The organism is Hymenobacter aranciens (assembly GCF_030580865.1).
Taxonomy (GTDB): Bacteria; Bacteroidota; Bacteroidia; order Cytophagales; family Hymenobacteraceae; genus Hymenobacter; species Hymenobacter aranciens.
This window is the reverse complement of sequence record NZ_JAUQSY010000005.1, coordinates 229499-254007: the sequence shown is the minus strand read 5'-3', so window position 1 is coordinate 254007 and position 24509 is coordinate 229499. Positions and strand designations below refer to the sequence as shown.

General features: G+C 63.9%; 13 protein-coding genes. 8 read left to right on the top strand and 5 right to left on the bottom strand.

Going from position 1 to position 24509, the window contains the following annotated elements; genetic code table 11:
- Positions 1–116 precede the first annotated feature (116 nt).
- From Q5H93_RS09105 to Q5H93_RS09090, 4 genes are all read left to right on the top strand, one after another.
- On the top strand, positions 117–587 hold the full coding sequence (locus Q5H93_RS09105) for a hypothetical protein (protein ID WP_305006205.1): 471 nt from the start codon (positions 117–119) through the stop codon (positions 585–587).
- A 194-nt stretch (positions 588–781) separates the two neighbouring features.
- Complete coding sequence (locus Q5H93_RS09100) at positions 782–1348, top strand: hypothetical protein (protein WP_305006204.1); 567 nt, start codon at positions 782–784, stop codon at positions 1346–1348.
- Between the two features lie 117 nt (positions 1349–1465).
- The gene (locus Q5H93_RS09095; protein WP_305006203.1) at positions 1466–2824 is read left to right on the top strand and encodes an MBOAT family O-acyltransferase; all 1359 of its coding nucleotides are present in this window, start codon (positions 1466–1468) and stop codon (positions 2822–2824) included.
- A 19-nt stretch (positions 2825–2843) separates the two neighbouring features.
- Positions 2844–4025, top strand: a complete 1182-nt coding sequence (locus Q5H93_RS09090) for an alginate O-acetyltransferase AlgX-related protein (protein WP_305006202.1) — start codon at positions 2844–2846, stop codon at positions 4023–4025.
- 4 nt (positions 4026–4029) lie between these two features.
- On the opposite strand, the gene Q5H93_RS09085 is transcribed toward Q5H93_RS09090, so the two are convergent.
- From Q5H93_RS09085 to Q5H93_RS09075, 3 genes are all read right to left on the bottom strand, one after another.
- Positions 4030–5655 carry an FAD-dependent oxidoreductase gene (locus Q5H93_RS09085; RefSeq protein WP_305006201.1) on the bottom strand — a complete coding sequence of 542 codons (1626 nt, stop codon included), beginning with the start codon at positions 5653–5655 and terminating at the stop codon, positions 4030–4032.
- Positions 5656–5778: 123 nt separating this feature from the next.
- Entirely contained in the window at positions 5779–7173 is a 1395-nt protein-coding gene (gene asnS / locus Q5H93_RS09080) for an asparagine--tRNA ligase (RefSeq protein WP_305006200.1), read from the bottom strand.
- Between the two features lie 207 nt (positions 7174–7380).
- On the bottom strand, positions 7381–7605 hold the full coding sequence (locus tag Q5H93_RS09075; protein ID WP_305006199.1) for a hypothetical protein: 225 nt from the start codon (positions 7603–7605) through the stop codon (positions 7381–7383).
- A gap of 350 nt (positions 7606–7955) precedes the next feature.
- Here Q5H93_RS09075 and Q5H93_RS09070 point away from each other — a divergent pair, with 350 nt between their 5' ends.
- From Q5H93_RS09070 to Q5H93_RS09055, 4 genes are all read left to right on the top strand, one after another.
- Positions 7956–9407, top strand: coding sequence for a hypothetical protein (locus Q5H93_RS09070; RefSeq protein ID WP_305006198.1), 1452 nt, complete (start codon positions 7956–7958; stop codon positions 9405–9407).
- Positions 9408–9651: 244 nt separating this feature from the next.
- A complete protein-coding gene (locus Q5H93_RS09065; protein WP_305006197.1) occupies positions 9652–13191 on the top strand; it encodes an NIDO-like domain-containing protein in 3540 nt (1179 codons plus the stop codon).
- A gap of 455 nt (positions 13192–13646) precedes the next feature.
- Positions 13647–15491 carry a DUF4331 domain-containing protein gene (locus Q5H93_RS09060; RefSeq protein ID WP_305006196.1) on the top strand — a complete coding sequence of 615 codons (1845 nt, stop codon included), beginning with the start codon at positions 13647–13649 and terminating at the stop codon, positions 15489–15491.
- Positions 15492–15524: 33 nt separating this feature from the next.
- Positions 15525–19364, top strand: a complete 3840-nt coding sequence (locus tag Q5H93_RS09055; protein WP_369811000.1) for a DUF4331 family protein — start codon at positions 15525–15527, stop codon at positions 19362–19364.
- A 313-nt stretch (positions 19365–19677) separates the two neighbouring features.
- Here Q5H93_RS09055 and Q5H93_RS09050 read toward each other — a convergent pair whose 3' ends face one another.
- Both Q5H93_RS09050 and rpoN read right to left on the bottom strand, forming a co-directional pair.
- The gene (locus Q5H93_RS09050) at positions 19678–22419 is read right to left on the bottom strand and encodes a PAS domain-containing hybrid sensor histidine kinase/response regulator (protein ID WP_305006195.1); all 2742 of its coding nucleotides are present in this window, start codon (positions 22417–22419) and stop codon (positions 19678–19680) included.
- Positions 22420–22707: 288 nt separating this feature from the next.
- Complete coding sequence (rpoN, locus tag Q5H93_RS09045) at positions 22708–24282, bottom strand: RNA polymerase factor sigma-54 (protein WP_305006194.1); 1575 nt, start codon at positions 24280–24282, stop codon at positions 22708–22710.
- Positions 24283–24509: the final 227 nt, after the last annotated feature.

Sequence of the window (24509 nt, the reverse complement as noted above, 5' to 3'; positions counted from 1 at the left end):
TGCCCGCTTACGCATTATTCCTGTTAACTGCTGATGGTGGATTGCGTATCAAGCCTGGACTTTGGCACTGTCCTTGAAACAACGCCTCTACCCTTCCACTCATTCCCCTAATTCCCATGAAATTATTCCCCATTGCCACCCTCGCCGTGGCCGGCCTGCTGGCCCTGGCCACCCCGGCCAGCGCACAGGTCAACGTCAATATCAACACGGCGCCCACCTGGGGCCCGGCGCTGCCCAGCGGCTCCCAATACTACTACATCCCCGAAGCCAACGGCTTCTATGACGTGCCCGCCCGGCAATATGTGGTGCAGCGCAACGGCCAGTGGACGCGCGTAGGCACGCTGACGGGCTACAGCACGTCCAGCTTCCACCCGGTAGTTATCGACTACGTGGGCGCCCAGCCCTGGTCGCGCTACGACGAGTACCGCGCCCGCTACCCCCGCGGCGGCAACCCCAGCAATGGCGCCCTGCCCCCTGGTCAGGCCAAGAAGCAGGGCTACCGCGCCAACCCCAGCAACGGCGGCCTGCCCCCCGGCCAGGCCAAAAAGATGAACGGCGGCAAGGGCAAAGGCCACGGCAAACACTGACCGTCGTTGCTCACCGCAGCAAAGCAGCTTTCTTCTTCGGGGGGAAGCTGCTTTTTGCGTTCAGAACCGCTGGCGAACTGGTCGGCACATTCCGGCTGATGGGCCGGGAAAGCCACCTCTTCATCGGGACTGGGGTGAAACGGGCATTGGGCTTGCGTTAGAGGCAGCAGCATCGTTGCTCAATTCCTCCGGCTATGAACGCGCTAATCAAGCTTTTGAAATTCTTCGGCTTTGCCCTGCTGCTGGCTGGCGCCGCGCCGGCCGCCCACGCCCAGGTGAGCGTGAACGTGCAGGTGGGCGCGCCGGCCTGGGGGCCGCCCGTGCCGGCCGGTGTGCAGTATTACTACATCCCCGAAATCGACGGCTACTACGACCTGTACACGCAGCAATACCTCATCTTCGACAACGGCTACTGGGTGGTACTGCCCACTTTATACGGCTACGACCCGGCGTATTTTCACCCGCAGCCGGTGCTGGGCTACGTAGGCCCGCAACCCTGGCTGGGCATTGCCACCTACCGGGCCCGCTACCCGCGCTGGGTTACCAGCTATCACCCGCGCGATAACTACCACCCCACTTACACCCGGGCTCCCCAACTCTCTCCGATGCGCGGCGGCGAAATGGCCCCGGGCCGCTACCAGCAGCCCGACCGGCGGCCCGCTATGGGCACCGGCAACAACGGGTCCGGCCGGGCCGGCGCGGGCCCGGGGCGAGGCAATGGTGGCAGCCCCAGCGGTGGCCGTAGCCGGGGCGGGCGCTAAGCCCGGGGGTGTCGCGTAATTTTGAGGCTACCCCATGGGTAGCCTCTTTTTATGGTTTTCAGTAGCGTACTCTTTCTTTTTTATTTTCTGCCGGGTTTCCTGCTGCTGTATTACGCAGTGCCCACGCGCTTCAAAAACGCGGTGACACTGGTAGCCAGCATCTTATTCTACGCCTGGGGTGGGCTCAATTTTCTGGCGCTGTTCCTGGGCTCGGTAGTGGTCAACTTCGGGTTGATTCGCTTCATGGACGCGGCGGAGGAGCGCTGGAAGAAACGTATTTTCCTCATCATGAGCATCGTCATCAACGTATTGATGCTCTTTTATTTCAAGTACGCCAACTTCTTTCTGGACAATGCCAGCGCCATCCGCAGCTATTTCGGCGGCCCGCCGCTCACCTGGGAAAAGGTGGTATTGCCCATCGGCATCTCGTTTTTCACCTTTGAGAAACTAACCTACACCATCGACGTGTATCGGGGCGTCAACCGGCCGCTGAAGTCATTCTGGGATTTCCTGCTCTACATCATGCTGTTTCCCAAGATGATTGCCGGGCCCATCGTGCGATTTCACGAAATAGCCGGCCAGCTCACCGACCGCGCCGCCTTCGAAACCATCGACCTGAAGCTGGCCGGAGCGTTTCGCTTCGGGCTGGGGCTGGCTAAAAAGGTACTCATTGCCAACGTACTGGGCGAGCAGGCCGACCTGATTTTCCAGATGCCCCCGGGCAGCCTGTCGGCCCCGCTGGCCTGGCTGGGGGCGCTGGCCTACACCTTTCAGATTTACTTCGACTTTTCGGGCTACTCCGACATGGCCATCGGCATCGGCCGCCTGATTGGCTTCCAGTTTCCCGAAAACTTCAACAACCCCTACATCGCGCGCTCCATCACCGAGTTCTGGCAGCGCTGGCACATCACGCTGGGCCGCTGGATGCGCGACTACCTCTACATTCCGCTGGGTGGCAACCGGGTGAAACCCAGCCGCCTCTACGTCAACCTCTGGACGGTGTTCATTCTGTCGGGGTTCTGGCACGGGGCGGCCTGGAATTTCATTGCCTGGGGTGCCTTCCACGGTTTGTTTCTGATTCTGGACCGGCTGTTTCTGTTGCGTATCTATCAGCGCATTGGGGTGTTCAGCATCGTGCCCACCTTCCTGACTACCGTCGTGGGCTGGGTGCTGTTTCGGGCCGAAACGCTGGCGGGCGGGCTGCGCTACCTGCAGGCCATGCTGGGGGCCAATGCAGCGGGGCCGCTGCCGCATTTCACCCGCGAGTTCTGGTTTACGCTGGGGCTGGCCGGGCTGGTGGCTTTTGGGGCCGCCGCGCCACGTATCGAGCGCCGGGAGCTGGGTTTGCTGGCGGCCGGGCATTTCTCGCGGCGCAGCGCGGTGGCGTTGGTGGCCATCACGGCCGTATTGCTGGCCCTGAGCTTGAGCTACATTGTGGGCAGCTCGTTCAACCCATTCATTTACTTCCGGTTTTAGGCTGTAGCTAGGAGAAAAAATGGAACCCGTCTCGCAAAACAACCTGGCCGCGGCGCCTGCCCGCACCAAGCGCCGCCTGCTGGGAGGCTTGTTCGTGCTGTGCCTGCTGCCAGCCCTGCAAACGGCGCTGCACATGAAGATATTCCGGCTGCCAGCCGTGGGCTTCGAGCCGCCCCGGCGGCGGCCGGGCTTTAGCTGGCAGGCATTGCGCGCGGGCACTTACCAGGATTCGCTGGAGCAGTACGCCACGCAAAAGCTGGGCTTTCGTTATTGGCTGATTCGGCCGCGCAACCAGGTGCGATACACGCTTTTCGGCGAGTCATCGACCCCAGAAATTGTGTCGGGCAAGCGGCAGCAGCTATTCGAGCGGGGGCCGCTGCAGGGCTACCTCAACCGGCAGCGGCAAGTGCCCGAAACCGAAATCCGGGAGCGGGTGCGGTTGCTGCGGGCCCTGCAGGATTCGCTGGCTCAGCGCGGTAAGCTGCTGGTGTTTGCCATCGCCCCGGCCAAGCCCTCTTTTTATGCGGAGCTGCTGCCCGATTCGTGCCAGCCCCTGGGCCAGCCCGCCCGCAACTACCGGCTGCATGCGCAAAGCTTGCAAGCAGCCGGCATCAATCTCATCGACTTCAGCGCGTTGTTCAAAGCGTGGAAGGCCACCAGCCCTTACCCGCTGTTTAGCCCCGGCGGCACGCACTGGAGCGGCTATGGCGTGACGCGGGCCGCCGACACCTTGTTCCGGTATATGGAGCAGCGCGGCCATTTCCAGCTACCCGCCGTACGGCACACGGGCATGGAAATCAGCCGCCAGCCCCGCAGCACCGACGACGACCTTGCCCGCATCCTCAACCTGTTGGTGGCGCCTGCCGTGCCGCTGGCCTACCCTACCCTGGCCTTCGACCCACCCCACGATGGCCAAATGCAGCCCCGGCTGCTGCTGGTCGGCGACAGCTTCGGCTACAGCTTGTTCGAGTCTTACCCTTACCTGCAGCGTCTTTTTGCGCCAGACAGTCATTTTTGGTACTATAATCAGGAAGTTCACTATCCGCGAAGTAGCCCGGCCCCGCGCGTGAGCAGCCTGAACCTGCGCGAGCAACTAGCCGCGCACGACGTAGTACTGCTGCTCTTTACCGAGCACAATCTGGTTGATTTCGACCACGATTTCAGCCGCCAAGCGCTGACGGCGCTGCAAGCCGGGCGCTAGCAGCTCAAGCCAGCAAGGCGGCCCAGTCGGTATCGGGCTGCAGCTGGGCAGGCGCAGGCAGGCGCCCCTGGCCCAACAGTTCAGTGATATAAATCATATCCGCATCGCGGCCCATGCCGGCTACGGCCACAATGCGCCCGCGCTGCACGTAGAACGCCAGGAATTTTTGCTTCGCTACTTCACCGTGGTACATGATGTCGTCCCACTTATCGGCGTGGCCGGCGTAGCGCAGACTTTTGCCAAACTGCTGCGTCCAGAAAAACGGCGCGGCGGTTAATTTTTCGCGCTGCCCCAGCATGTTGCGGGCGGCCAGCTGGCCGTGCTGCTGGGCCAGCCGCCAGTGCTCGATGCGGGCGGGCTTGCCATTGGCCGCCAGCGGGAAGGCGGCAATATCACCAGCGGCGTACACATTTTCAGTTACCTGCAGGTATTCATCCGTTTTCAGGCCGCCGTCCTTTTCCAGCTCGAAGCTCCTGCGCAAAAACTCCGTGGCCGGGCGCACGCCCACGCCCAGCACTACCACTTGCGCGGGCAGCTTGCGGCCGCCTTTGAGGAGCACCGCGCTTACTTGGTTGCCTTCGCTCAGCAGCGACTCTACCTCGGCTTCGGTTTCAAACCGCACGCCTTTCGCCTCGTGCAGCTGCCGGAACATTTGCCCGATTTCCGGCCCCAGCACCTTCGCAAACGGCACTTTGTCCTGCGCCACCACCGTCACCTGCCGTCCCTCGGCCGCGAGGCTGGCGGCCGTCTCCATACCAATGAAGCTGGAGCCAATAACCACCACCTGCGCCGCTTCCCGGGTAGCTTCGAGCAGCACGTCGGCATCGGCCCGGCTGCGGAGGGGCAGCACGCCGTTCAGGTCGTGGCCGGGTAGCTGGGGCAGCAGGTTGGGCGTGGTGCCGGGCGCCAGCAGCAGCTGGTCGTAGCGCAGCGGCGGCTGGTCGGCCAGCTGCACTTCCTGCGTTTTGCTATCGATGCCCGTCACGCGAGCATTAGTCAGCAGCTCAATATGCTGCGCTTCATAAAACAATTTTTCTCGTAGCGGTAGCGCCGCCGGTTCGGCCTTACCCGCCAGATAGGCTTTGCTGAGCTTGGTACGGTCGTAGGGCAGCTGGGCCTCGGCCGTAAGCAGCACGATGCGGCCCCGGAAGCCCTCGCGGCGCAGGGTTTGGGCGGCAAACTGACCGGCCGCTCCCGCGCCTACTATTACAAAGGTGCGCTGGTCGGTGGGCGCGGCCGCCGGGGCGGGCGGGGTGCCGCCCAGTTCGGCCGTGGGCGTGGTGTCGGGCTTGTCGGTGCTGGCGGGTGGGTTGGCAGGCACCCGCACCCAGATGCGGCCCCCGGCCTCGCGCACGGCGTAGCTGGGCAGGTCATCAAGGGCCGGCGGCTCGCACAGCTGCCCGGTTTCCAGCCGGAAGCAGGCGTGGTGCCAGGGGCAGATGAGGCGGCCCGCCACTACTTTACCTTTCTCCAGCGGCGCGCCGTAGTGCGGGCAGTTGGGCGCAAAAGCATGCACCTGGCCCTGCTGCCGGGTGAGCAGCACCTTGGGGCCGCCATCGGGCGTGGCGAAGGTTTTGAGGGCGCCTTCGGGCAGGCTGGCGGAGTCAGTAAGGTTAATTTCGGGAAGCATAACAAGTCAGATTATCTGCCCTTGCAACGATGGATGCACCACCGAGGTTAGTCCGGCTTTTAAAAAGCAAGAGGCGGCCCCGTTACCGGAACCGCCTCTCATTTTGCAAACTACTATCGAAGCCTAAAACTCCGCGTTCTTCGGGTAGCGCGGGAAAGGAATCACGTCGCGGATGTTGCTCATCCCCGTTACGAACAGCACCAGACGCTCGAAGCCCAGGCCGAAGCCGGCGTGCGGCGCGGTACCGAAGCGGCGGGTGTCGAGGTACCAGCTGAGCTCGTCGGCGGGCACGTGCATGTCGGCCATGCGGCCCAGCAGCTTCTCGTAATCCTCCTCGCGCTGCGAGCCGCCGATGATTTCGCCAATGCCGGGGAAGAGCACGTCCATGGCGCGTACGGTGCGGCCGTCCTCGTCCAGCTTCATGTAGAAGGCTTTGATTTCCTTCGGGTAGTTGGTCAGAATGACGGGCTTTTTGAAATGCTTCTCCACCAGGTAGCGCTCGTGCTCACTTTGCAAGTCGGTACCCCAGTCCACGGGAAACTCGAATTTTTGCTTCGCCGATTTCAGGATTTCCACGGCCTCGGTGTAGGTGAGGCGCTGGAAGGCGTTGTCGGTGACGAAGCTCAGGCGCGTAAGCAGCTCCTTGTCGTACTGGTCGTTGAGGAACTGTAGGTCGTCCGGGCAGTGCTCCAGGGCGTAGCGCACGAGGTACTGCAGGAAGTCCTCGGCGAGGTCCATGTTTTCCTCCAGCTCGTTGAAGGCTACTTCGGGCTCAATCATCCAGAATTCGGCCAGGTGGCGGGCGGTGTTGGAGTTTTCGGCCCGGAAGGTGGGGCCGAAGGTGTAGATGCTGCCCAGCGCCATAGCGGCCAGCTCGCCTTCGAGCTGGCCCGAAACGGTGAGGTTGGTTTGCTTGCCGAAGAAGTCCTGGCTGTAGTCGATGGCGCCGTCGTCGGTGCGGGGCGGGTTGTCGGGCGGCAACGTGGTGACGCGGAACATCTGGCCCGCGCCCTCGGCATCGGAACCGGTGATGATGGGCGTGTGGACGTAGTAAAAGCCCCGGTCGTTGAAGAACTTATGAATGCCGAAGGCCAGCGCGTGGCGCACGCGCAGCACCGCCCCGAAGGTGTTGGTGCGGGGGCGCAGGTGGGCAATTTCGCGCAGGTGCTCCAGCGAAGTGGCTTTCTTTTGCAGCGGGTAGGCTTCGGCATCGGCCTTGCCGAGCACGGTGACTTCAGTAGCCTGAATTTCCACCGCCTGGCCTTTGCCCTGCGAGGCCACCAGCTGGCCCCGAATGGCCACGCAGGCGCCGTTGCCCACGTCTCTGAGGCTTTCTTCGGAGAACTGCTCCGCATTGGCCACGGCCTGAATGGTGTGAATGGTGGAGCCATCATTGACGATGATGAACTGCACGTATTTGTTGCCGCGGCGCGAGCGCACCCAGCCTTTGACGAGAACTTCGCGGTCGAGCTCCTGGCTGCTGAGCAGCTGCTGCACGGTGGACCGTTTGAGGGACATAGCTAATCTATCAGTAAGCAATTGAAGCTGCAAAGGTAGCCCCCGCCGCAGCTACTCTGCGCTCCTATACCTGATAGTTGAGCCGATTGCCGACGCTACTCCGCCCCGCAAACGATTGAAAGGGCTCCATCAGCCCCAGTGGGCGGCTGCAAACGATTGGAGCGGGCATAAAAAAAGCGACTTTTGAAAAGTCGCTTTCGGGGCAGATTAGAACATCTCCGTGACGATGGGGCTACCCTGTCGGGGCTGCTCCTCGGACGGGGCTACCGGCTCGGAAGTCAGTACCTGATGAACCATCACGACACGGTTGCTTTTTTCTTGTTGGGTAGCCGAAACTGGCGACTGAGCAACCGTTACGGGGGCGGCTTCTTTGGCCAGCTTCCCGCCCACAATCAGGGCGAGCAGCAGTACGAGTTTTACTAAAGCTTTCATGTGCAGAAAATGAGAGGCGGATACAAAGATAGGCAAAACTTAACGATGTGCAAAAATACCGTTCAAAAGCCCAACTACTGCGACCAACCTCGCATCTATAATCAAAAATACGAGTTTTCGGGAACTTTTTACGCTTGGGGCACACCGATAGCGGCCACAAAGTAAACGGTGCCGCTTTACGAAGGTGACGTCCCCAGCGTTATGGTTGTGCTACGTTTTTAGGAGTACTACTGGATTGCCAGCGTGGATGGTAGCCTGGCAGTGGGCAAGCAAGGGCCTGGAAGCGGTACTTTTGTAGCAACCAGCCCGGCTATCGGCTGATTTATTCTTTTTCAAAAAAACTTTTGCTTATGCTGCGACGCGCTTTGGTATTGGGACTATTGGGCTGGAGCCTGACGGGGGGCGTGCTGCCCACGACGGCCCAAAAAGTGAAATCGGTACCATTTAGCTACCTGCCCGAACCGGGCCCCGACCGCTACGACATGCGGGTACCCCGCAAATCCCTGCCCCTGGCCGATGGCAGCGGCTTCGTCATTCTGGCCCACCAGAGCGCGGGCGGCTACGCCGTGGAGCGCTACGACACCGAGCTAAAACAACTCTGGAGCACCACCGTGCCCGTGGCGCCCGGCGAAACCCTGGAAGCCTTCGGCCGCAGTGCGCAGCAAGCTTGGGTGGTGCTGCACCACCAGGACGAAGGCAACCAGAACCTGACCGTGGTGCCCGTGAACCTGCAGAGCGGCCAGAAGGGCGCCGCCAAAACCGTGGTGAGCGTGGCGGCCCGCGAGCGGCGGCCGGGCCTGGCCATCTCGCCCGATGGCAGCCGGCTGCTGGCTTTCCGCTACCTCACCCGGGAGCAGCAGATAAAAAGCATCACGGCCACGCTGCTCGACCAGAACCTGGGGCCACTGGAGGAAAAAACCTACGACTTCCGGGAGTTCAGCGAGTTTTTCTCGCCGGGCGTGCACGTGGCCAACGACGGCACGCAGTACGTGACGCTCATCAGCGACGGCATGCGCAAGCTGACCGTGCGCCGCTACCCCACCGGCCCCGCGCCGGAGGTGAAGGTGATGGGCGTGCCCGTGGGCGGCGTGTACGGCGGCCGGGCGGTGACCATTCGCGATGCCAAGTTTAAGGTGCTGGGCGATGGCAGCCTGTATGCCGCCGCCCTGTGCGCCGACGACAAGACCGGCGAATACTACAGCCTGAAGGTGGTGAAGTACGACTTCGGCGGTGGCGACATGAAGTTTGCCGACGAGGTACGCTTCGGGCCGGAGTATTTGGCCGAGCTGAGCAAGGCCAGCGGCACGGCCGTGAAGCGGCTGGATGACATTTACCTCGACGACATTCTGCAGACTGACGAGAAGCAGCTGGTGGTGCTGGCCGAAAAGCACTTCGAGGAAGGCGAGACGCCGGCGCCGGTACACGCGCGGGAGCTGCACGTATTCGGCTACAATGAGTTTGGTGCGCCGAAGTGGCACAACATCGTGGCCAAGGACCAGGTGGCGCCGGGCGTGGACGCCTACACCGGCATCGGCTTCCGGGCGGCGGTGTTTGGCAACACGCTGCAGCTGCTGACGCTGGAAAACCTCAACAAGAAATCGGACCTCTACCTGCGCCGCCTGAACGTGCAAACCGGCGTGGTGAGCCCGCCCGAGCGCCTCAAGCTGAACGTGGCCGACGACCAGCAGCTGGCCTATGTGAAGGATTTCACGGTATGGCTGGGTGAGAAAACCATCGTCGGCGTGAGCCGGCCAAATAAGAAGTCGAAGGCGTTACAATTGAATAAAATTGTGGTAAAGTAGGCCTTTCCTGCAAACACCATGCGTGCGGCCGCCGGCCATCAGTAGTCGCTACTGATGGCCGGCGGCTTTGTTTTTCATGACACTTTTTGTGGCGTTGGCAACCGTTTTTCGGCGGTTGGTGCAATCGTGCTTGGATAGCCCAGCAAGGCAAAATAGTTTTGTCTGGTTACGGACTGGCCGTTCTGTTGGAGAGCCGACGGCCGGGCCGACTTTTTTCTTTCCTATTCCACCACAATACGTTTACATGAAAACTCTCTTACCTACTCGCCGCTGGGGCTTGCTGGCCGGGCTGCTGCTGGGCCTGCTGAGCACCGGGCAGGCCTGGGCGCAGCCCACCATTCGCTTTGATAAACTGACGCTGATGCCCCGGCAGGAAGCCTATGTGCCACTGAACGGGGGTACCGTGGTATCGTTGGTGCAAACCAATGACAGCGTTTCGGCGGGCCTGCCCATCGGCTTCGAATTCAAGTTTGAAGGCAACAGCTACAACACGGCGTATGCCTCATCGAACGGCTTTTTGTCGTTTAACAGCCTGCTGAGCTCCACAAGAGACAACGACTTCGATAACCTTAGTGGTGACTCGCAGCCGCTGCTGGCCGCCTTGTGGGACGACCTCGATGGCAGCAACGGCACGGCCAGCTACCGCACCACGGGCGCGGTGGGCAGCCGGGTGTTCACCTTCGAGTGGCGCAACTGGAAGTGGGGCGTAACGGCCACCGCGCCGAACATCTCCTTCCAGGTGCGGCTGTATGAGGGCGCGGGACGCGTGGAGTATGCCTATAACAACGTGGGCAGCGCCCCCGTAACGGGCGACGGTGCCAGCATTGGCCTGATTACCGATTGGGCGTTCCTGTCGCTACGCGACACGGGCACGGCCCCCAGCTACAGCAAAGCTACGGCGACCAACAACCTGACGACGCCACCCGCCAGCGGACAGGTGTATGCTTTTGTGCCGCCCATGGCGCCGAGCAACGACGAGTGCAGCGGCGCCGTGGCCCTGACGGTGGCGCCCGCCAACAACCCCTGCGCCAACGCCTACAATGCCATCAATGCAAACGCCACGGCTTCGAGCAGCAGCCTGCAGGTGTGCGACGGCGGCAAGGACACCTGGTATAGCTTCGTAGCGCCGGCTTCGGGCACTATACACGTCGAAACTACCGCCAACGATGACCGGCTGGAGGTATTTAGCGGCAGCTGCGGCAGTCTCACCAGCGTGAACTGCGTTGATTACTCCAAGCAGGTAAGCGGGCTGACCGCCGGCACTACTTACTACCTGCGGGTAGTGCTCCAGAACTTCGGGTCCGACGACCCCTACTCCATCTGCGTCAGCAACCTTGAGGCGGCACCGCTGCTGACCAACGACCTCTGCTCCACCGCCACGGTGCTAACGGTGGGTAGCAACGGCAGCTGCAACTCGGTAAACGGCACCCTCGAAGGAGCTACCAAAGACTTCCCCGGCCCTAGCTGCGCCACCTTCTGGGTGCAAAGAAGCTGGTACGACGTGTGGTATCAGTTTGTGGTGCCTGCTAACGGCGCTGCCGTAGTGCGCACCAGCGCCGGCACAGCGGTGAATGCGCTCAACGACGTGACCCTGGCGTTGTACAGTGGTACTTGCGGGACGCTGACGGAGTTAGGCTGCAACCGATTTAACGGCAATGATAATTTCGGCACGGTGGGCGTATCGGGCCGCACGCCCGGCGAGGTGCTGTATGCCCGGGTATTTCACGACTCAGAAGGCACCTTCGGCATCTGCGTGAATGACGGCACCCCCGGCGACCTCGTGGTGAATACCCTGAATCGGGACATCAATGGCACTTACCGCAACGTGACCATCACCGGCACCGGCGTGGCCCGCCTCACCAATAACCTGACGGTAACCAACGCCCTGACCCTGCAAACCGGCGGCGAACTGAACCTCGATACCCGCACCGTGAGCGGCCCTGGCTCCTTCACCACGCAGGCCGGCAGTACGCTGCAGCTGCGCAATGCCGGCGGCCTCAGCGCCAGCGGCACCACTGGCGCCGTGCAGGTAACGGGCACCCGCTCGTTCTCCGACGACGCTAGCTATACCTACCGCGTGTCGGCGAGCTACGTGAGCGGCACCGGCCTGCCGGCCACCGTGCGGGAGCTGTTTGTGAACACCGACATTGATTTCAATACCGATGGAGGGACACCGCCCACCGCCGGCGAGCTAACGCTTTCCAGCCCGCTGAGCGTGCGCCGCCGCCTGCGCCTCCGGCGCGACCTCGTGACGAGCAACACCAACCTGCTCACGTTGCTTTCGAACCCCACGCAGGGCTCGGCCCTCGTCTTTAATGAGCCGGAAGGCGGCCCGCTAGGTGGCACCCCGGGCGTGGTAGCGGGCCCGGCCCGCGTGCAGCGCGCCATCGACCCCAGCGTGAACCCGGGCACGGGCTACCGCCACTACTCGGCGCCCGTGACGGGCAGCACCGTGGCCGACCTGGCCACCGGCGGCTTTGCGCCCGTGGTGAACCCGGCCTACAACGCGGCCGCCGAGCCCAACCTGGTGACGCCCTTCCCCACCGTGTTTGGCTACGATGAAAGCCGCGTGGCTACCGTTACCTCCTCTTACGGAGCTTTTGATAAAGGCTGGGTGTCGCCCGCCAGCACCGGCGCGGCCCTGGCCGTGGGCCGCGGCTACACCGTGAACATCGGCGCCGGCGCGCTGGTCGATTTCGAAGGCACGCCCGTAACCGGCGACCAGACCGTGAGCCTGAGCCGCGGCGCCAGCGCCGACGGTGGCTGGCACCTGGTGGGCAACCCCTACCCCTCGCCCATCGACTGGAGCCAGGCCAGCATCCCCAGCGGCATGAGCGCCGCCGCCTACGTGTATGAGAGCACCGGCCAATATGCCGGCCAGTACCGCACCTACGTCAACGGCATCGGGAATCCCATCATCCCGAGCGGCCAGGGCTTCTTCGTGCGCAACGTGGGCGCCGCCGGTTCGTCGGTCGATTTCACCTTCGACAACTTCATGCGGGAAACCACCTTCAGCACCGGCACCAATTTCCGCCGCGGCTCGGCCGAGCGCCGCCCGCTGGTGAAGCTCAGCCTGCAGGGCAGCGCCGCCGCCCTGGCCGATGAAACCACCGTGTACTTCGACCTGGCCGCTACCGCCGCCGCCGATGCCCGCACCGATGCCACCAAGCTGCGCAACCCCGGCGGCCAGGCGCCCAACCTGTTTTCGCTGGCCGGCGCCACCGAGCTGGCCATCAACGGCCTCGGCCTGCCCACCGGCAGCGCCGCCATTACCGTGCCGCTGGGCCTGAACGTGCCCACCGCCGGCACCTACACCATTGCCGCCGAGCAGCTGCTGAACCTGGCCCCGGCCGGCCTGAGCAACGTGGTGCTGGTAGACCGCCGCACCAACCAGCAAACCGCCCTCTCGCGGATGGGCGCCAGCTACACCTTCCAGCTGGGCGTTACCGAGCTCACGTCGGTGGGCCGCTTCGCGCTGGTGTTTAACCCCAGCGCCGCTCCGCTGGCCACCGCCAGCACCCTGGCCCAGCAGCTGAGCGTGTACCCCAACCCCGCCCACGGCCGCTTCACGCTGAGCGTGCCGGCCCTGCCCGGCACTCCGGCCCTGCAGGCTACGCTGCTCAATGGCCTCGGCCAGGTGGTGCAGCCGGCCCGCCGCCTGACCCTCTCGGCCAGCGGCGCCGTGGCCGAGTTTGCAACCGATAAGCTGGCGGCCGGCGTATACCTGCTGCAGCTTCGCAGCGAGGGCATCGCCCCGGTCACGAAGCGCGTGGTAGTGGAATAGCGCTTTGTAGAAAAGATTCGACCTTTTTCTGCAGGAATTTAGAAAGGCCGCTCCCGGAAGGGGGCGGCCTTTTTTAGTGGGCGCAACGTGTGAAATTACCTGCCAGCACCAAACTGGTGCCTCTTACTGCTGAGGTATAATTTTCTCACTTCAAGAGAGCTGCTGGCAGTAGTGCCGCCGGAAATTCGGGAGCGGGCGCACAGAAAGGGTGTAAGATTTTGGCTTTTTCAATAAGACTTACCCGGGTAATAGCGGCCCAGCGCCTCGTGAGGGCACATTTCATCGCGGGGTAGCAGAAAGGTAACTAAGTTGTCCAATCCGCTTTTCAATCCCCTAGCGTATTGCTGCTTGCTCCCGGCTGCTCCGCCGTCGTCCGTTTCGCGGGTGGCGGCCAAGGCATTCGGGGCAAACATAAACCCTTTCCTATTCTCTCACTTTACCCCCACTTCATGTTTATGAAGAAAAACCTTACCCGGCCGGCAATTGTGCTGACCGCCGCGGTGGGCGTTGCCGCGGGCGCCGTGCTTTGGAGCGGCTCCCAGCAACCCCTGGAGGCCAGCAGCCACCGCGAAGCGCCCATGATTGCCAACGACCCCTTGGCCGACGTCACCGACGTGTACGCCTTCCGCGCCCCCAACGACCCCACGCGGGTGGTGCTGATTGCGGATTACGTGCCCTTCCAGCTGCCCCAGGGCGGCCCGAACTACTACACGTTCGGCGAGAACATCCGCTACGAAATTCACGTGAAGAACGACGGCGCCACCAACGTGGACAACGTGACGTACCGCTTCACGTTCACGCGCTCGAACACCGACCCGAGCACGTTCTTCAATATTCGCCTGGGGGCTCAGAACCTCAAGACCACCTACATCTGCGAGAAGAGCGTGAATGGCGGGGCCTTCACCACAATCGTTTCCAACGGCGTGGTACCGGCCTACAACATCGGGCCGCGCTCGATTAGCGGCGCCGCCGGCCTGAACCAGCCCGACTACACCGCCTACCGCCAAACCACGGTAGCCAATGCCACCGGCGGCGGCGGCGAGCAAATCTTCTGCGGCCCCTCGGACGACCCCTTCTTTGTCGACCTCGGGGCCGCCTTCGATTTGGCCGGTTTCCGCATCAACCAGGGCGCCCGCGACGGCCTCGCCCGCTACAACGTGCAATCCATCGCCATCAGCGCGCCCATCAGCACGCTGCAGAAGAACGGGCAGCCAGTGTCGGCCGCTACCAGCATTCTGGACCCCAACTATGTGATTGGCGTGTGGGCTTCGGCCAGCCGCCCCTCGGTGCGCACCCTCAGCACCACCGGCGCCCCCACCACGGATAACGCCACCTACGTGCAGGTATCGCGCCTGGGCATGCCGCTGCTGAACGAGGCCATCAACCCCATCGGCGCCAAGGACGCCTGGAACCGCACCTCGCCCTACGCCGAGGCCGCCGTGACCGACGACTACCTCTCGAACCCCGAGCTGAGCCTCTATATGGCCGACGACGTGCCGGTAGCCCCGGCCGCTCCCAAAACCACCGCCACCACCTACTACGGGGAGGCCGTGCCGGCGCTGATGCAGCTGCGCGTGCAAACCAAGTCGCTGGCCGGCTTTCCCGGCTTGCCCGCCAATGGCTTCGACTTCCGCAATAACGCCGCCGGCTTGAGCGGCCTAGCGGGTAGCAGCGCCGTGGCCGGCACTGCCTTGGCCCCCATTGCCAGCGGTGGCTATGGCGAGTATCTGCTGGTAGCGGGCAAGCCCCGCTCGGTGGATATCAAGCCCATCTTCCACTCGGGTGTGCCGAACGTGGCCCCTTACCAGCTGGCCACCGGCAAAAACGGCAACCCGCTGGCGGCCGGCAAGCCCTTCGTCAACAACTTCCTGCTTCTCACGGGCGGCGGCCCCCACAGCAGCGATATGCTGCGCCTGAACATGGCCGTGCCGCCCACCCCGCGCAACTCGGCTGACTTCAGCAACCAAGGCCTCATCGCCGCCGCCGTGCTGGGCATCACCGATTCGCGCTTCAATGCTTCGACGGCTATTCAGAACATTCCGAACATGGACGGCTTCCCCAACGGCCGCCGTTTGGAGGACGACGTGACCAAAATTGAGTTGCAGGCTGTGAGTGGCGCCGTGCTGGCAGCCATCGGCCTGTGGTACGACGACTACACGCCCACCAGCCCTTCGCCGGCCACGCCGCGCCTGGCGGGCGTGTTGAATTTCGCGACCGGCGTGGAGAAAAACGACACCACGTTCCGCAGCACCTTCCCCTACGTGCAGACGCCGTGGCAGGGCTTCGCTACTCGTCGCTAACTCAATCTCTCACTTCTGATTCGTTCGAAGAAAATGACACTCAAATCTATCCGTAAATATGCCGCGCTGCCCGCTTTGGGCGCGGCGGCGGCGGGCTTCGCCATGTGGAGCAACGCCCACTACACCCCGCTGGAAGCCAGTAGCCACCGCGAGGCCCCGATGATTGCCGACGACCCCACGGCCGACAACACCGACCTCTACGCCTTCCGCGACCCCAACGACGCCAACCGCGTCGTCATCATTGCCAACTACATTCCCTTCGAGCTGCCCCACGGCGGGCCGAACTACTCGAACTTCAGCCCCGGGGTGCGCTACGAAGTACACGTGAAAAACGACGGCAGCACGGCTACCGACAACATCACGTACCGCTTCACCTTCGCCCAGACGAACATGGACCCGTCCACGTTCTTCAACATCCGCCTGGGGGCCCAGAACCTGAAAACCACCTACACCTGCGAGAAAAGCGTGAACGGTGGCGGCTTCACGGCCATCGTGACCAACGGCGTGGTGGCCCCGAACAACATCGGCCCCCGCTCCATCGAGGGCGGCGCTGGTTTGAACGCGCCGAACTATGAGTCGCTGCGCACCAACTCCATCGCGCCGGCTACGGGCGGCGGCGGCGAAACCGTCTTCTGCGGCCCCGCCGACGACCCCTTCTTCGCCGACCTTGGCGCCATCTTCGACCTGGCTGGCCTGCGCCCGGGCGCGGGTGCCACGCCCGGCGGCCCCAACACGGCCCCCGATGGCCTGTCGCGCAAGAACGTACACTCGATTGCCCTTAGCATTCCGATTGCCACGCTGCAGAAGAACGGCCAACCCGCCTCGGCGGCCACCAGCATTCTCGACCCCAACTATGTGATTGGCGTGTGGGCTTCGGCCAGCCGCCAGCAGCTGCGCACCTTCGACGCCACCAACGGCGACGGCCAGAGCGGCACCTGGGTGCAGGTTTCGCGCCTGGGCATGCCCCTCACCAACGAGGTTATCAACCCCATCGGCGCCAAGGACACCTGGAACGCCCGCTCGCCCTACGCCGAAGCAGCCGTGACGGACGACTACCTCTCGAACCCCGAGGTGGACCTGTACATGGCCGATGACGTGCCGACGGCTCCGCAGGCGCCCAAGACGGTAGCCGCCACCTACTACGGTGAAGCCGTGCCGGCCCTGGACGCCCTGCGCATCCAGACTAAGTCGCTGGCCGGCTTCCCCGGCCTGCCCGCCAATGGCTTCGACTTCCGCAACCAGGCCGCCGGCCTGAGCGGGCTGGCCGGCAGCAGCGCCGTAGCCGGCACTGCCCTGGCTCCGGTAGCTCAGGGTGGTTTTGGCGAATATCTGCTGGTGCCCGGCAAGCCCCGCTCGGTGGATATCAAGCCCATCTTCCACACCGGGGTGCCTAACCTGCGGCCCTACCAGCTGGCCACCGGCAAAAACGGTGACCCGCTGGCCGCCGGCAAGCCGTTCATCAACAACTTCCTGCCCCTGACCTACCCCGGTGCTACCAACGTGGGCGGCGACATGCTGCGCCTGAACATGGCCGTGCCTACCACGCCCCGCAACTCGGCTGATTTCAGCAACCAAGGGCTGCTGGCCGCCGCCGTGCTGGGCCTGACGGACCCGCGCTTCAACGGCAACGCCAACCTGGAATTCATCCCGAACATGGACGGCTTCCCGAACGGTCGCCGCCTGGAAGACGCCGTGGACCAGATTGAGCTGAAAGCTGCCGGTGGCGTAGTACTGGCTGCCATCGGCCTGTGGTACGACGACTACACGCCTGCCAGCACCTCGCCGGTGACGCCGCAGCTGGGTGGCGTACTGGCCTTCACCTCGGGCGTGGAGCGCAACGACACCACCATCCGCGCGGCCTTCCCCTACGTGCAGACGCCCTGGCGCGGCACCGGTTCGGCCAGCGGCCCGACTAACACCCTCACCATCCCCGACCTGACGGTGAGCACCGCCATGCCAGTGGAAGCCGGCACTTACCGCAACATCACCATCACCAGCGGCGGCGTGGCTTCGTTCAACGGCCCCATCCAGGTGAATGGCACCCTGACGGTGCAGGACGGCGGCGTGCTGAGCACCCGCGGCGTACTGGCTACCAACTGCCTGCCCATCACCGGCCCCGGCAGCTTCGTGCTGCAGGCTGGCGGCACGCTCCGCGTGTGCAATTCGGCCGGCATTGCCGCCAGCGGCGCTACGGGCGCTATCCAGCTGGCGGGCAGCCGCTCGTTCTCGAACGATGCCATTTATGAGTTCATCGGCGGCGAAGCGCAAACCACCGGTACCGGCCTGCCCGCCCAGGTGCGCAGCCTGACCGTGAACAACGCGGCTGGCGTAACCGTGAACAACGGCGGCGTGGCCGTGAGCCAGCTCGTAACCCTGACCAGCGGCAACCTCGTCACCAGCGCCGGCAACGTGCTGACCCTGCGCTCGACCCCGACCGCCGGCACTGCCCTGGTGGTGAACACTGCCGGCGTCGTGAGCGGCCCGGCCATCATGCAGCGCGCCATCGACCCCGCCTTCAACGCCGGGGCCGGCTACCGCCACTACAGCTCGCCGATGCAGGGTCCGGGTACTTTCCTGAGCGACCTGGCGGCGAACGGCTTCGCGCCGGTTTTCAACCAGGCTTACAACAGCTCGACCACGCCCGGCCTGGTAACGCCCTTCCCGAACGTGTTCGGCTACGACGAGAGCCGCATTGCTACCAGCGTGGCCACCGGCCAGTCGGATTTCGACAAAGGCTTCTTTGTGCCCGCCGCCGGCGACGTGTTCAGCCCGCTCACCGGCTACACCGTGAACCTGCCCGCCAGCTCGCTGGTGGACCTCAACGGCACCCTGAACACCGGCCCCGTAACCCGCAGCAACCTCACCCGCGGCGCCAGCGCCGATGCCGGCTGGCAATTCCTGGGCAACCCTTACCCGTCGCCCATCAACTTCAGCCAGACGAGCGGCGTGACCCGCACCAACGTGGACGACGCCATCTACACCTACCAGAGCACCGGCCAGTACGTGGGCAACTACCGCAGCTACGTGAACGGCGTGGGTAACCCGCTGATTTCGGCCATGCAAGGCTTCTTCACCCGCGTGTCGGCCGGGCAAACCACCGGTAGCTTCGGCCTGAATGACGCCGTGCGCGTGACTACGTTCTCCACCCAGCCCAGCTTCAACCGCAACGGCGATACCCGCCCGCTGGTGCAGCTGCAGCTGCAAGGTACCAACCTCAGCGACGACGCCTACGTGTACTTCGAGCAGGGCGCCTCGCCGGTGTTCGACTCGTTCTACGACGCCTACAAGCTGCCCAACACCTCGGGCCTGAGCGTGGGTAGCATTGCCGGCAACGACGAGCTGGCCATCAACGGCCTGCCCGCCCTCACCGGCACCACCACCGTGCCGCTGAACGTGAAAGTGCCCGCCGTGGGCAGCTACACCTTCAATGCCGCCAGCATCGTCAACTTCGGCTCGGGCACCAACGTGTTCCTGCTCGATGCCCTCACCGGCACCCGCACCAACCTGAGCCAGAACCCGACCTACAGCTTCCGCGCCAGCAGCACGCTGCTGCCGGGCCGCTTCAGCCTGTTCTTCGGCCTGGCCGGCCCGCTGGCCACCCGCCCCGGCACCAACCTCACCGACCTGGTGACGCTGTTCCCCAACCCGGCCCACCGCAGCTTCACGCTGCTGGTGCCCGCCGAGATGGGCAGCGCCCCCGTCACGGTGAAAGTTATCAACCAACTGGGCCAGCTCGTGAGCACCCGCACCGTGGCCATGACGGCCGCCGGCGCTACCTCGCAGTTCGAGGTAGCGGGCTTCGCCCCCGGCGTGTACTCGCTGCACCTCAGTTCGGGCAAAACCCAAGTGGTGAAACGCGTAGTCATCCAATAGGCGGGTAACCGGACCGTCGGCCGGCTTCATGGAGAGCTGCCGGGTCGCGGCCGTTGACTTTGCCTTATTAAAAAAGCCCCGCCAGTTTGGCGGGGCTTTTTTGGTGGGTAAATCTTCGCTCTCCGCGTGAACCTCACCCCCCGGCCCCCTCTCCTGCGGAGAGGGGGAGCCGAACGATTGAGTTAAAAGTTAAAAGTGGAGAGTTAAAAGGTCGTGCTGCCTTTTAACTCTCCACTTTTAACTCCTTACCCCCGCATAACCGGTGCCCCCTCTTCTTTGGAGAGGGGGTCAGGGGGTGAGGTTGACGACAGAGCTACTCCAGCGCCGATGGCAGCTGCTGCACCAGCTCCTGCAGCCGCTCGATGAGCGGGGCGGCGGCGGCCAGCCGGTCGGCCTCGGCGGCGTCTTTGTTTTCCACTTCTTCGAGCCAGGGCGACACGGCGGCGCCCAGCAGGCGCAGCGAGGGGCGCAGCTTGTGAGCCAGCGCGCTCAGGGCGGGCAGGTCGGCCGTGGCCTGGGCATCGCGCATTTCGGCGATGCTGGCGGGCATGTTGTTGTGGAAAGAGGCCAGCACTTTGTTCATAAACACGGTGCTGCCGTGGGCCGTCTGGCGCAGCAAACCCAGGTCGTAGAGCGCGGGGGCGGCGGGTTCGGGGGCCTCGGCGGGTTCGGGCGCGGGCGCCGGGGCGGCGGGCGCGGCGGCGCGCTGTTCCAGAAACTGCTCGGTGCCCGACGCGAGGTGGCTGATTTTGGCCAGCAGCTCGGTTTCCTCGAAGGGTTTGGAGAGCGTGTCGTTCATGCCGGCGGCGCGGTACTTGTCGGCGTCGGAGCGGAAGGCGTTGGCGGTGAGGGCCAGCACCGGGGTGAGGGCCCGGCGCGGGTCGGGGTGCTGGCGGATGTGGGCGGTAGCTTCGAGGCCGTTCATGCCGGGCATCTGGATGTCCATCAGAATGACGTCGTAGCGCTGCTGCTCGAACATCTCCAGGGCCTCCAGGCCGCTTTCGGCCTCATCCACTTCCACGCCGTGGCCGGCCAGCAGCAAGTGGGCCACCTCGCGGTTGATGGCATTGTCTTCGACCAGCAGCACCCGCAGGCCGCGCACCGGCGAGGCATCGGGCAGGGCCTCGGGCGTGGTGCTGGCCTTCACCTGCTCGGAGGTAGCCTTGGGCAGCGTGGTGATAAACGAAAACGAGCTGCCGCTACCCTGCACACTCTGCACGGTGAGGGTGCCGCCCATCTGCTGCACCAGGGCCCGGCTGATGCTCAGCCCCAGCCCGGTGCCGCCAAACTGCCGGGTGGTATCGGCGTAGGCCTGGGTGAATTCCTGGAAAATCGTGTCCAGCTTATCGGGCGCGATGCCGATGCCGGTGTCCGTCACCCGGAACTCGGTGGTGAGCGTGGTGAGGGTTTCGCTCACGAAGTAGCCGCCGATGCTCACCGTGCCCCCGGCCGGGGTAAACTTGATGGCGTTGGAGACGAGGTTGATGAGAATCTGATTCAAGCGGAAGGGGTCGCCCACCACCCAGGGGTGCGGGCAGGAGTCGCGCAGCAGCGTGCCGAGCACCCGGATGCCCTTTTCCTGGGCCTGCACCACCAGCGGCTGCACGGCCTTGCCCATCGAGTCGCAGAGGTTGAAGGCGGCCTGCTCCAGCTCCAGCTTGCCGGAGGTGATTTTGGCCATGTCGAGCACGTCGTTCACCACGTTCAGCAGGTGCTTGCCGGAGTACTGGATAACCTCAGCGTAGCTGCGCTGCTGCTCGTTGAGGCCGGTTTTGGCCAGCAGGCTGGTCATGCCGAGCACGCCGTTCATGGGCGTGCGGATTTCGTGGCTCATGTTGGCCAGGAAGTTTTCGCGGGCGGTGGCGGCGGCCTGGGCGGCGCGCAGGGCCAGCTTGAGGTCGGTCACGTCGGTGCTCACAATGAGCACCTGGCGCGAGCCGTCGGGCTGGGTGAGGGGGCAGCGCACCACCTGGTACCAGCGCGATTCGCCATCGGGCATGGTGATGCGGTCTTCCGAAGTGATGGTCTGGCCGCTGGCAATGGCGCGGGCATCGAGCTGCGCCGAATGCTCGACCTCCTCGGCCGAGAGTACGTCGCGGGAGTACGTCTCGGAGCCGCTTTGCTCGGCCACCATACGCTGCCAGTCGCGCAGGGCCTGGTTGGCGTAGGTCACGCGCATCTGCTCGTCGCGCACCATGATGATGCTGGGGTTCAGGTCGAGTACCTGCTGGGTGAAGTCCTGCTGGCTTTTCATCGCCTCCTCGCTCAGGCGGGTGCGCTCCTCGGCCTGGCGGCGCTTGGTGATGTCGAGCCCGTAGCAGATAACCATGCGCAGCACTCCCTCGGGCCCGAACACCGGCTGGTAGAAGCACAGCCAGTAGAGTTCGCCGCCCTCGGGCGTAGGCCACTTTTCTTCCCAGCTCACCATGTCGCGGGTGCGCACGGCCCGCTCAAACAGGCGCCAGCGCCGGCTGGCCAGCACGGCCGGCAGGCCCTGCTGGGCGCAGTGCTCGGCAAAGGTGCTGCCGATGCGCTGCTGCCGCTGCTGCGGGTCGGGCTCGGCGTAGGGGTTGATGTACTGGTAGCGCTGGTCGGCGTCGAGCACCGTGACCACGGCGGGCAGGTGGCCCAGAATGGTTTCGTAGAACTCCTGCTGCTCGCGCACTTCGCGCTCAGCGTGCCGCCGGTCCGTGATATCGGTGAGGTATAGCATGGTATAGCCTTCCTCTACCACCGGCACCGTAAACAGCAGGTAGTGCAGGTGGTTGGCCGTCAGCTCGCGCTGGCCCATCTCGCCGGTGCGCAGGGCCTGCACGGTGGCCTGCACCAGCTGCGGCCGCACCCGGGAGGGGCCGGTCTGGCGCAGCTCCTGGGCCAGCGACTCGGCGGCCGGGTTGGAAAACAGCAGCTGGCCGTCGCCGCCGAGGCGCAGCACCGGGTTCGGATTGAGCTTGCGCAGCTTCAGTAATTCGGCTTCGGCCTGCTGCCGCCGCGCCCGCTCTTCCAGCACCAGGGCCTGCAGTTGCGCCGGGTCGTCCGGAAGGTCATTTACCATTTAGCGGGTGTCATTTAAGGGCTGGAAACGGGAAGTTCCAGCCCCTGAGAAGTGAAAAGCTACGGAAGTCGATGCGTAAGTCAAAGTTACTACCGAAGTTCAGCTAAGGCCAGCCGCGAAGCGGCGACAGGTTGGTAGTAAGATGTCAGCCGGCAACTAAGAGCCGCAAAGCGGCGGCACTTCCGCCCGGAGAAAGGTGCCGCCGCTTTGCGGCTCTGGTTACTTTACGTCACCACAAGCTACCAGCGTGTCGCCGCTTCGCGGCTGGCCGCTCGGCCATCACGCGTCTTACAGCTCCTTGCGCAGCCGGGCTACCGGGATGTTGAGCTGCTCGCGGTACTTGGCCACGGTGCGGCGGGCAATGTTGTAGCCGCGGGCATTGAGCATTTTTTCGAGCTTGTCGTCGCTCAGGGGGCGGGCTTTGCTTTCGTTGCCCACGAGGTCCTTGAGGATGCTTTTCACCTCGCGGCTGCTGGCGTCCTCGCCCGAGTCGGTGGCGATGCCTTCCGAGAAGAAGTACTTGAGCGGGTAGATGCCGAACTCGGTTTGCACCGATTTGGAGTTAGCCACGCGGCTCACGGTGGAAATATCCATGCCGATGCGCGTGGCGATGTCCTTGAGAATCATCGGCCGCAGCTTACCTTCGTCGCCTTCGATGAAAAACTCGCGCTGCAGCTCCACGATGGCGTTCATGGTGCGCAGCAGGGTGTTCTGGCGCTGCCGGATGGCGTCGATAAACCACTTGGCCGAGTCCAGCTTCTGCTTGACGAAGGTGACGGCCTCCTTCATTTTCTGGTCCTTTTTCGAGGCCTTGTCGTAGGTCCGGAACATCTCGGTGTAGGCCGGGCTTACGCGCAACTCGGGGGCGTTGCGGGCGTTGAGGGTCAGGTTGAGCACGCCGTTGTCATTCGTCAGAATGAAGTCGGGCATGAGGTACTGCGTTTTGCCGGGGCCGGTGGGGCCGCTGCCGCCCGGCTTGGGATTGAGCTTGAGAATAACGCTGATGGCGTCCTTCAGCTCGTCGTCCTCCAGGTCCAGCTTTTGCTGAATACGGACGTAGTGCTTCTTGGTAAATTCCTCGAACGTCTCGGTGAGAATGCGCTCGGCGTTCACGGTGTCGTCGTCCTGCGGGCGGCGCTCGAGCTGCAGCAGCAGGCACTCGGGCAGGTCGCGGGCGGCGATGCCGGCCGGGTCGAAGCCCTGCACCACGCGCAGCACGGCCTCGATTTCGGCCACGGTGGTTTCGATATTCTGCGAGAAGGCCATGTCGTTGGCAATGGCCGCGAGGTCGCGCCGGATGTAGCCGTCGCCATCAATCGAGCCGATGAGCTGCTGGCCAATAGCCTCCTGCTTCTCGTCGAGGTCGGCAAAGTGCAGCTGGTCGAGCAGCGCATCCATGAGCGAGCCGCTGGTGTCGGCCAGGGGCATGTCGCGCTCCTCCTCGTCGCCGGGGCCGTCGCCCTGCATTTTGTAGCCCGCTATTTCGTCGTCGTTGAGGTAGTCGCTGAGGTCGAGGTCGGTGTTGTCGGGCTGCTCGGGCGTGTCGTCTTTGGGGGTGATTTCGGGCTCCGGGATGTCGTCGGCCCGGTCGTCGGCGCGGTCCTCAAAGTCCTCATCCAGGGTACTGTTGTCGCTGTCGTACTCGGCGTCGGGGTCGTTTTCGTCGTCGCGGTCGTCGTCCTCGTTGCGCTCCTGCTCGTCGGGCTCGTCGGTGTCGCCTTCTTCGAGGGCGGGGTTCACCTCCATTTCTTCCTTGATGCGGGTTTCCAGCTCGGCCGTCGGGATTTGCAGCAGTTTTATAAACTGAATCTGCTGGGGCGAAAGCTTTTGGGAAAGCAGCTGTTTAAGGTCGAGGCGTTGCATAGTGGCGAAAATACGAAGTCGGCGGCGGGAGCGCACTACTTTACCCCGCCCGCGGCCGAAAAGTTGAGCGCCCGTAGCAAGTTTCGCGCCGCGAACGGCGCTGGCCAACGCGCCGCCGCCGTTTCGCAGGGCCCCGCCGCCGCCTCGCAGCCTGCTTCCGCCGTTTCGCAGGGTCGTAACGCCGTTTCGCAGCTCGTTCCCGTCGGCGTTAAGACCCTGCGAAATGG